General features: G+C 27.0%; 8 protein-coding genes. 4 read left to right on the forward strand and 4 right to left on the reverse strand.

From position 1 onward, the window contains the following. The 4 genes from ACRDBA_RS08290 to ACRDBA_RS08305 form a co-directional block, all read left to right on the forward strand. The coding region (locus tag ACRDBA_RS08290) for a fibronectin type III domain-containing protein (RefSeq protein WP_438572454.1) at window positions 1–663 on the forward strand (663 nt) is incomplete at its 5' end. 343 nt (window positions 664–1,006) lie between these two features. Next, window positions 1,007–1,657: a helix-turn-helix transcriptional regulator gene (locus ACRDBA_RS08295; protein WP_438572455.1), complete on the forward strand. Its 651-nt coding sequence runs from the start codon at window positions 1,007–1,009 to the stop codon at window positions 1,655–1,657. Between the two features lie 101 nt (window positions 1,658–1,758). Further along, entirely contained in the window at window positions 1,759–2,748 is a 990-nt protein-coding gene (gene bsh / locus ACRDBA_RS08300) for a choloylglycine hydrolase (protein ID WP_438572456.1), read from the forward strand. A gap of 235 nt (window positions 2,749–2,983) precedes the next feature. Then, window positions 2,984–4,687: a carbohydrate-binding domain-containing protein gene (locus tag ACRDBA_RS08305; protein WP_438572457.1), complete on the forward strand. Its 1,704-nt coding sequence runs from the start codon at window positions 2,984–2,986 to the stop codon at window positions 4,685–4,687. Between the two features lie 61 nt (window positions 4,688–4,748). Here the strand turns inward: ACRDBA_RS08305 and ACRDBA_RS08310 are convergent, their stop codons facing one another. The 4 genes from ACRDBA_RS08310 to ACRDBA_RS08325 form a co-directional block, all read right to left on the reverse strand. Further along, window positions 4,749–5,951: a sensor histidine kinase gene (locus tag ACRDBA_RS08310; RefSeq protein ID WP_438572458.1), complete on the reverse strand. Its 1,203-nt coding sequence runs from the start codon at window positions 5,949–5,951 to the stop codon at window positions 4,749–4,751. Between the two features lie 2 nt (window positions 5,952–5,953). Further along, complete coding sequence (locus ACRDBA_RS08315) at window positions 5,954–6,625, reverse strand: response regulator transcription factor (protein ID WP_438572459.1); 672 nt, start codon at window positions 6,623–6,625, stop codon at window positions 5,954–5,956. 113 nt (window positions 6,626–6,738) lie between these two features. After that, entirely contained in the window at window positions 6,739–7,428 is a 690-nt protein-coding gene (locus tag ACRDBA_RS08320) for a DUF4956 domain-containing protein (protein ID WP_438572460.1), read from the reverse strand. Further along, window positions 7,422–7,806 (reverse strand): VTC domain-containing protein (locus ACRDBA_RS08325; protein WP_438572461.1); only part of this gene is annotated, 385 nt, incomplete at its 5' end. The genes ACRDBA_RS08325 and ACRDBA_RS08320, both read right to left, overlap by 7 nt.

Below are 7,806 nucleotides of genomic sequence, written 5' to 3' on the forward strand. Positions count from 1 at the left end.
AATCAAATGTTTGATAAGATTGTTATTACTGCTTTAGAAGGACGTACAGATAATCATACATTAGCAATTAATGAAATTGAATTCTATGAACAAAAAGGAGCTGAAGTATCTGGAATAGAATTTGCAGATGCTCCAAGTAACTTAGATATTAATAAGGTTACTCCTGTATTTGCTAATGTAACACCAGACAATGCTACTAACGATTACTATAGAATTACTTCAGAAGATTCAAGTGTTGTTGAAGTAGTACGTTTAGACAATGGTGATGATGTTAAATACTATTTAAGAGGACTTAAAGATGGAAAAACTAATATAGTAGCTACTACAGCTGATGGTAACTTTAGTGTTAAACAAGAAGTAACTGTTGGTAACGGTGGTGAAGTAGAAGAAATAGTAGTTTCTAAACCGCTTAATTTAAAAACTACTAATGTTACAAATAACTCTGTTTCTTTATCATGGAATGCACCATCTTCAGTTATTGGACTAGCTGAATATGTAGTGTATAAAGATGGTAAAGTGGTAGCAACAGTACCAGCAGGAACTACAGAATACGTAGCTTCAGAGTTAAAAGCTAACACAATTTATGGATTTAAAGTAACAGCTAAATACTCTAATGGACAAGAGTCAAAGCCAGTTTCTTTAAATACAAGAACAACAAAATAAAATACTATCATAAAAATTAAATTGAATTAACGATTAAAAAATTTTCATTCGTTATAACACCTTATATATTATAAATAATACCCTATATAGACGACTAACTTTTCTCTAGTCCCTATATAGGGTACTTTTATTTTCTTTTTATAAATATTATTTGTATAACCGCTCTTAATATTAGCTAAACTATTATAAGGATTAACTATTAAAAAATCTCGTTTTCCAAATTTATCTAATATAATTATTACATATTAATAATTAATTTAAATAGGTCGACATATGTCTTATTTAACCTTTATTATATATTATAGATAATTAAAAATTTTATATTAACTAAAGAAGGAGAGATATGCGAATATTAGAAATACTATTTTATTTATTAAAATGCAATTCTAAAACTACAGTGAAAGAACTAGCTAATAATTTTAATGTATCAACTAAAACTATCCAAAGAGATTTAGATAAGCTATCTATTTTAGGTATTCCTATAATAACTTATCGAGGTGTTAATGGAGGAGTAGAATTAGATAAAAATTATATTATAGCCAAATATGTACTAACAAAAAATGATTATAAAGACTTAATCTTATCATTATATATAGCAGAGCATATTATTGATGATTTAAAAAAATCAGAACTTATAGATAAATTTAAGCTTGTTGATAATGATAGATGCACTGAAATATTACATAAGTTAGAAGATAGGTTTATATTAGACTTTACCGATAAAAAGATTATAACCAAAAATGATGCGTGTAAAATTATAGATGTTTCTATGGATAATAAAACATTGATATCTATAAAGCTTAAAACATGCAATCTAGAAGTTTTCCCTATTTCATACGTCTTAAAAATAGATGGATTATATTTATATTGTCTAGATACAGAGTATAAATTAATTTTAATAGATAATATATGTAATGCAGTGTCCACATCAAAATATAATAATGACCCTATTATTAAATATAATGATAATAAAGAAAATATAAAAATTTATTAATAATAATTTCTAATAATATATTTAAGATACGAAATGTTTTCAATATATATTAATTAAATATAACGTCACATTAAGAAAAAATAATTTATAGAGGTGAGTATATGTGTACAGCGTTAAGTATTAAATCTAAAGAAGGGAAATGTTTTTTTGGAAGGAATATGGATTTAGCTTATAACTTTAATCAATCAGTAATGATTATTCCAAAAAAATATAGCTTTCAAGATAAAGTAACTGGAAAGATGATTGTAAATAATCGTACTATTATTGGAATGGGTACAGTTATAGATAATCATCCTGCAATGGCTGATGGAATGAATGAAAATGGATTAGCTTGTGCAGGATTAAATTTTGCAGGTTATGCTTACTATGAAAATGCTCCTGTTCCTGGAAAGGTTAATATTGCCCCCTACGATTTTATACAATGGATATTATCAAATCATGACACAGTTGAACAAGTAAAATCCTCAGTAAAAAATATTGAATTAGTTAATATTCCAATTAATAGAGATACACCAGCTTCAACACTTCATTGGATGATCTCTGATAAATCTGGAAAATCAATTGTAGTTGAAAAAACTAAAAAAGGAATAACTGTACATGATAATCCTGTAGGAGTTATGACTAATAATCCTACATTTGATTGGCATTTAACTAACTTAAATGAATATATAAACATTACTCCTGATTATCCAAAGGAAACTACTTGGAGTGATCAGAAATTAGAAGCTTTAGGTGTTGGTGCAGGAACTATAGGAATACCTGGTGCTTTTGCTTCAGTTTCAAGATTTGTAAGAATTGCATATATTAGAGCTAAAATGCCACCAATTGAAACTGATATAGAAGCAATTACACAATTCTTCCATATGCTTGAATATGTAAAAATGGTAAAGGGTGGAGTTATTACTGAGGATGGATTATATGATGTAACATTATATTCTTCATGTATGAATCAAGAAAAGGGAATTTATTATTATAAAACTTATGATAATACAAGAATAAATGCTATTGATATGAATAAGGAAACACTAGATTCATCTAAAATTAAAACCTTCCCTTATTTATCAACACAAGATATAAATTATCAAAATTAAAATATACTTTACTTAACATAATACTTTACAATAACAAAAATAAACAATAAAAGAAGAAGTGATAACTATTAATGCACTTCTTCTTTTATTGTTTATTTTAATATTATTTTGCATTGTAACTTATTAATTATAAATCCGTACTTACTAGATATTTATAATTTAAGATTATTTTAAGGTGGAAGTGATATCCTTAATAAAGTAATAGATAATTACCTTTATAAAAGGAGGAAGAACAATGAAAAGAAAACTTGTATTAATATTAACTGCAGTTTCTCTATGCGCTGCAATAATAGGATGTTCAAAAAAAAATAATAACGATAATTTAAATATAAATAGTAATAACGTTGCTGCTGAAGCCGTTTCAGAATCATCTACAACTATTATCTTAGGAGATGAAATTTCTGTTAATGGTAATGGGGTAGTAATAGATAATAATATAGTTAAAATAACAGCAGCAGGTACTTATGAAGTTACTGGAACATTAAAAGATGGCCAAATAATTATAGAAGCTGGTGATGAAGACAATGTTGACATTACTTTAAATGGAGTAAATATAACATCATCAAATAGCTCACCTATATATTCTAAAAATGCTAAAAACACTACACTTATATTAGCTTATGGCACTGATAATATCTTAACAGATAGTGAAAATTATACTTATGATGATGTAGAAAAAGAAGAACCTAATGCAACTATATTTAGTAAATGTGATCTTAAAATTAAAGGTAGTGGTTCTTTGGTTGTTAATGGTAACTTTAATAATGGAATAGCCAGCAAGGATGATTTAGAAATTAAAAATGGGAATATAACAGTTAATGCAGTTAATGATGGAATAAAAGGTAAGGATTCTATTGAAATTGCTGATGGAAATATAACTGTTAATTGCTCAGGAGATTCTCTACAATCTAGTAATGATACTGATGAAACTAAAGGATATATTGCTATTGATGGAGGAGTTTTTAACCTTAATAGTAAAACTACTGAAAACTTATCTCTTGTAAGTGCAAAGGGAATTAAAGCAATAACTGGTATTACTATAAATGCTGGGGAATTTAATATAAATTCTTCTGATGATGCTATTCACTCAAATAATTCAGTAATTATAAATGGTGGTTTGTTAAATTTAACTACTGGAGATGATGGTATTCATGCTGATGCTACCTTAGATATAAATGGTGGAGAAATAAATGTGTTAGAGTCCTATGAAGGCTTAGAAAGTGAAGTAATTAACATAAATGGTGGAAATATTACTGTGGTTGCTAGCGATGATGGTATAAATGCAGCTGGTGGTAATGATAGTGAAGCATTAGGTGGTGGAAGAGAAAAAGACCACTTTATGTCCAGCGGAAATGGTAGTATTAATTTTAATGATGGATATGTTTATGTTGATGCAAAAGGTGATGGAATTGATGCTAATGGAAGCATTAATATGACTGGTGGAGTAGTTATTGTAAATGGTCCAACAGATAATGGTAATGGGGCATTAGATTATGATAAAACTTGCAATGTTAATGGTGGGTTATTAATAGCAGCTGGGAGCTTAGGAATGATGCAATCACCTAGTTCATCATCAACTTTAAATTCAGTAGCAGTAATGTTAAATTCACAAGAAGCTAAAACTCTGATACATATAGAAGATGAAGAAGGGAATGAAGTTATTACTTTTGCACCTAGTAAAACTTATCAATCTCTTGTTGTTTCATCTCCAAATATAAAAACAGGATCTTCTTATAAGGTATTTCTAGGAGGAAGCTCAACAGGAAGTGAAAAAGGCGGATTATACTCTAATGGATTATATTCAGGTGGAGAAGAAACCTTAAACTTTACTGTATCAGAAAATATAACTACAGCAGCTCAAGCAGGAATAAGTCAAAACCAAATGGGTCCAGGTGGTGGCGGTGGCCAAATACAACCAGGAGGATTTAAACCTAGATAATATAAAAAATCCTTATATCAGATAATTAAATTTCTGCTATAAGGATTTTTCTTTATTTACTTTATGTCATTGAATTTAATTCTACTATAAAGGTTGTACTTTCATTTATAATACTTCTTGCATAAATTTTCCCTTTATGATTCTCAACTATTGATTTAGCAATAGATAGCCCTAATCCATATCCACCAGTATCCCTCGCTCTAGAATCATCAATTCTATAAAATCTTTCAAATATTTTTTCTAAATATTCCTTTTTAATTCCTTCACCTGTATTTTTAACTAATAATTTAACTTTATTACTTTCTTCATAAAGCTCAACTGTTATTTTTCCTTTTTTATTTGTATGCTTTATAGCATTATCCATTAATATACTAAATAACTTATTTATATTTTCTATATCTCCACTTATAGTTATATTCTTCTTTATATTAGATTCTAATTCTATATCATTTTCAAATAATATAGCTTCAAAGGATAAAACTATTTTTTCTATGGCCTTACTTATATCTATTTGTGAGAATTTTATATTTGCTTCATCAACATCTAACTTAGCTAATGAAAGCATTTCATTTATTAAAGTAGACATTCTATCTGTTTGATCATTTATATAATTAATCCATTTGATTTGATTTTTAATAGTATCATTAGAGTTTTCTAATAATACTGATGAATTTGTCTTAATTATTGATAATGGTGTTTTTAATTCATGAGATGCATCAGCAATAAATCTCTTTTGCTTTTCAAATGTATCTTTTATAGGCTTTATTGATTTTTTAGTTAAGTATATACTTATAAAAAGAAGTAGTAAAAGATTTAATGAACCTAGTAATAAAAATGTTTGAAGCAAATTAATAAGCAAATCCTTTTGCTTGCTAACATCAAGAAATACTATCTTGCTTCCTTTAGTAGTAGATTCCTTTAAAAATATATACGTACTATCAGAGGTTTTAATTTTATCTGAAATACTATCATTTTCTAATGCTCTATTTACTAAGTTTTCTATTTCACTGTCTTCTATATTAAGCTGAGTATAGCCATCTATTATTTTATTATTAGAATCTAACTTAATAGATAATCCATCTCTAGGCTTAGGCTTTCCCATGCTTGGTTTAAAGTCCATCATCATATTACTTAAATCTCTTTCAATATCTCTATTCATATTAGATGCAGTCATAAAGTAAATAATAGAAAAAATACCAACAAAAACTAGAGTTAATAATGTCATATTAATTAATATTAATTTTCGCTTTAGCAATTTAAACATGATTATTCCTCCAGCCTATAACCAACACCTCTAATAGTTGATATAGTTATTTTTGAATCTATATGAGATAGCTTTTTTCTTAAAAATGAGATATATACTTCAATGTTATTATGCTCTGCATCAGAGTCATATCCCCATATTTTGCTTATTAAATCATCCTTCCTTACTACATTTTTAGGTCTTTGCATAAAATATCTAATAATTTCAAATTCCTTAGATGTTAATCTTATTGAATCTGAAGCTGTTTCTAAATCATAAGACTTAATATTTAATGTTACATCTCCAAACTTAAGTAAATTATTATTAATAACATCAATCTTTCTTCTAGTTAATGCTCTTAATCTAGCTAATAGCTCATCAGGTGCAAAAGGCTTTACTAAATAATCATCAGCACCAGCATCTAGTCCTGATACACGATCTTCAATTTGACTTTTTGCAGTAAGAAGTATTACTGGAGTTGAAATATTATTTTTTCTTAACTTAGTTAATATTTCTAAACCATTTAATTTTGGAAGCATAATATCTAAAATTATTACATCATAAATATCTGTTAATCCATAATTAAGACCATCTTCACCATCATAAACAGCATCTACTGAGTATTTATTTTTTATAAGAATTTCTGTTAACGCTTCTGAAAGCTGTATTTCATCTTCAACAAATAACAATTTCATTTCATCACCTCTTTAAATCTATATACACTACTTAAAGTGTATCATAAATATATAATTTTTATTAAATGGTAAATAGGCTGCCTTAAAATTAAATTTAAGACAACCTACCTGTATTAAGCATAAACCTTTTCTTCAAATCCTGAAAGCATAAGAGAAATATTTAAATTTCCATTTATACATCTTAATTCATCCATAAATTCTTTATGGTTTATATCAGAATTAACTTTAATTATAAATTGCAGTTCAAATAATGCTCCAAAGTCTCTAGTTCTAACTAAATCAATATTCCATGAGCGTGTATATTTACTAAGAACCTCATCAAATACACCTTCATAATTAAGGTCTTCTGGAATTATAATTTTTAATTTAGCAGTTTTATGTTTTGGCATTGCATACTTTGTTTTATCTAATATTATTAATAAAACACATAAAATAACTGTTACAATTACAGCATATCCTATATATCCCATACCACATGTAAGACCTACAGCTAAAGTGAAAAATACATAAGCAATATCCTTAGGATCTCCAGGTGCACTTCTAAAACGAATAAGTGAAAATGCTCCTGCTAAGCTAAAGGCTCTAGCTATATTATTACCTACAAGTAAAATAATAATTGAAATTATTACTGGTAACATTATTAATGTAATTGTAAAGCTTGGTACATATCCTTCCTTTTTATGAGTTAAGATATACGCAAGGCTAATTGCTAATCCTAAAACAATTGACGAAATCATAATTATTAAAGTGTTAAGCAAAGTAAATGATTCCCCACTAGTAGTTGATATTATTGTTTCTAACATACTTCTTCTCTCCCTTTGTTATAACTTTCTTCTTTATTTAAGCAATATTGCATAAATTCATTTCCATACTTAGAGTAATGAGTATTGTATATAGATAAATTAGATAAAATTGAAGTAAACCACAATGGAATTGAACCTAATATTTTTACTTCCATTAAATAAAAACCTTCTTTTAAAATCGGATATCCAAATAAGCCATCCTGCAAAGTAAGATAATCTCTTCTTGCTATAATATTATTATCAAAGGTCACTCTAAAGGTTTTATCATTTTTAGCAAAGAAAGCTTTTCTGCTATAACCTATATAAACCTTTGGCGTAACTTTATTATTTGATAAATACGTACTTATTTCATTAATTACTTGGTTGTTAATATAATCA

It is taken from the genome of Clostridium sp. (assembly GCF_051654825.1).
Taxonomy (GTDB): domain Bacteria; phylum Bacillota; class Clostridia; order Clostridiales; family Clostridiaceae; genus Clostridium.

Bases quoted from the DNA above. Each gene is read 5' to 3' on its own strand.
- bsh (WP_438572456.1), top strand. From the start codon at position 1,759: ATGTGTACAGCGTTAAGTATTAAATCTAAAGAAGGGAAATGTTTTTTT.
- ACRDBA_RS08310 (WP_438572458.1), bottom strand. From the start codon at position 5,951: ATGTTTAAATTGCTAAAGCGAAAATTAATATTAATTAATATGACATTA.
- ACRDBA_RS08320 (WP_438572460.1), bottom strand. From the start codon at position 7,428: ATGTTAGAAACAATAATATCAACTACTAGTGGGGAATCATTTACTTTG.
- ACRDBA_RS08305 (WP_438572457.1), top strand. From the start codon at position 2,984: ATGAAAAGAAAACTTGTATTAATATTAACTGCAGTTTCTCTATGCGCT.
- ACRDBA_RS08295 (WP_438572455.1), top strand. From the start codon at position 1,007: ATGCGAATATTAGAAATACTATTTTATTTATTAAAATGCAATTCTAAA.
- ACRDBA_RS08315 (WP_438572459.1), bottom strand. From the start codon at position 6,625: ATGAAATTGTTATTTGTTGAAGATGAAATACAGCTTTCAGAAGCGTTA.